Annotated in this window: 2 protein-coding genes; both read right to left on the reverse strand. The window is 46.3% G+C overall.

Translation table 11 applies throughout. The features are described from left to right. A partial coding sequence (gene dgt, locus QCH34_RS10785; protein ID WP_300334001.1) for a dGTP triphosphohydrolase occupies nt 1–1,237 on the reverse strand: 1,237 nt, incomplete at its 3' end. Then, on the reverse strand, nt 1,198–2,187 hold the full coding sequence (locus QCH34_RS10790) for a hypothetical protein (protein WP_300334004.1): 990 nt from the start codon (nt 2,185–2,187) through the stop codon (nt 1,198–1,200). The genes QCH34_RS10790 and dgt, both read right to left, overlap by 40 nt. Nucleotides 2,188–2,430: the final 243 nt, after the last annotated feature.

Below are 2,430 nucleotides of genomic sequence, written 5' to 3' on the forward strand. Positions count from 1 at the left end.
GTCTCAATATAAACCTGTTTTTCCCATTTTCTCGATTAATTCGGTAGTTGGTGATAATATATTGCTTCTGAATGTCTTCCTTCAAAAATTTGAAAATTTTATGATCTTCCAAGACACTTTCCGTCGCAATATCTTCAATTATAGGGTAATATTCTCCATTGTCGGGATCAGGTTTGTGTTTGTTTAAATAATCATTCATATTTTGTGAAATTATTTCCACGGAATCTAAGATAATTTTCCCGATTACCCAGCTAATGAATTCCTTGAAATATCTTCTATCGACTTCTTTCTGCTCACCTTCAAGGAAGAAGGGTTGATCATCAATACCTTCGAATAATCCTTTCTGGATTTCCTCGTTAAGAGCTTCAATAATGAACTTTTTACTGTCATAGTTCGCTTCTATGGCGTCCTCAATATCATGACATACTTGGGCGATTTCGTCCGCAAGATTTACTATTTGCCCTTCAATTGTAGATGCAAATGGTTGCTTGATATTGAAATGAGCGTTATCGGAAATTCCTCGATAACATATGGGACTTTTTTCGTCGTTCCCCGAATAATATAATTTTGAATGTTTCAATATTCCTTCCAAGACCGGATATGAAATATTCAATCCTTTATGTGATGAATAGCCCTTTTCAAATTCCATCAATACCCTGACACTTTGGAAATTATGCTTAAATCCCATCGAGTCAAAATTCTTTGAATCAATGCTAAATTTCTCAAGAAAGCCCTCCTCTCCCCCACTCACGATATCGTTCAGAAAGGCTTCACCAATGTGTCCAAAAGGAGTGTGCCCCACATCATGTCCCAACGCAATGGCTTCGACTAAATCTTCGTTGACTTTTAAAAATCGGGCCATTGTCCGGGCAATTTGTGATACTTCAAGAGTATGGGAGAGTCTGGTCCGAATATTTTCATTCATCGAACCTGTAAAACTCACCTGCGTTTTGTGCATTAACCTTCGGAATGATTTAGAATAGAGGATTCTATCGCGATCCCTCTGAAAAGGCCCCCTTGTATCCGAATACCCTGGGTTTTGGGCACCCTTATCCGGATATTCATATTCATGTTTAATATTCTTCGAATCATTTTTCATTGCGAGAGGATGCAACCACTCCATGCCCTCAGTTTTTTCCGACCTATGGCCAAAAGGAGTAGTATATAAATTCTGATTCTGATTTTCACGAGACAAATTCACCACCACCCACACTTCGGCAGCTTTCCTTCCCGGCACCAACGGCGCTCATCCGCTCGCCACTCGGCCCGGTCGGAAATTGCCTTCTCCAAATCTTTTTTGGCAATCACATCCCCAGCGAGCAGGCCTGCCTTCTGGAGTGGTACAATATTGACCCGCACCCCGTCGTTGATGTCCGGGATGTAACTGCGCTCCTGCCGGAGGAACGCGTCAAGATCCGCAGGTGCTGGCTTCGCCCCGTCGATCGAGCACCAGGCATCGAGAGGGTCTTTCTTAGCGATCTTGTCGAGCACTTTGCTCGCAAACCCGCTCTCTGCAACCTCGGTGAGGGTCTCCCCGAACACCTTCAGTTCAGCGATAAGATCCCCGAGCTCCCGGTAGCGCTTCTCCTGTGTCTCGCTCCGGGATCCAGCAGGAATACCTTCAATCCCCCGCATCTCGGTCTCGTACTTCTGCCGCAGGGGCCCGACATACTGGTTCTTGATTTTGTAGAGTGCGTCCTCATCGAGCTTGTGATAGTAGACCATACAGGCGAAAGCCGGCTGCTTCTTCCTGGTGAATTTGCCGCTCTGCACCTGCCAGGCGATGGGCCTCTTCTTGAATTGCTTCGTATGGTGCTTGAAGAATTCGAGATGCAGCCAGTCTTCGAGGGATTTGCCCATCACCTCCTCGAACTCCCGCTCGATGGCACTCACCGATCCGCCGGGGAACTCCTCCGCGATCCGTGCCCGCACCCGTTCAAGGAGTGTTGCCTCCCCGGAACCGGTGGTGAGTGGGATGATCCCGTCGGCATCGGCCCAGTCGGGCACCGGCTCGCCGGCCTCGATCTGCCTGGGCCAGCGATGGCCGAGCATCCGCAGGACCATCACCGAGAAGCGGTCGGCAGTGATCCGCCGCTCCTCGGGGATGCATCGCCAGCCCTCCTGCTCGATGCCCTCCTTCAGGAGCCAGTAGACGGAGATGGGGTGAATCTGGAGTTTACCTGACAATTCTTCCAGAAATGTTTCAGGCGGTATCGGATTAATTGCGAAAGGATTTTTTTCTTTTCTATCTGAATAAAACTCAGTGCTATTTTCACATTCAATTTGAGATCCAACGCCCTTTTCAAACAAAGATTTAATATATATTTTTGAATCTTTTTGTATATGATATTGGGGGTTCTTTTGCATGTTTTCGTATATGTGTTCATTGATTTCGATTAAATCAGAGGAGGCTTGTTCTTGTATATGATT

The sequence above is a fragment of the Methanocalculus sp. genome, assembly GCF_029762515.1.
In the GTDB taxonomy this organism is placed as follows: domain Archaea; phylum Halobacteriota; class Methanomicrobia; order Methanomicrobiales; family Methanocorpusculaceae; genus Methanocalculus.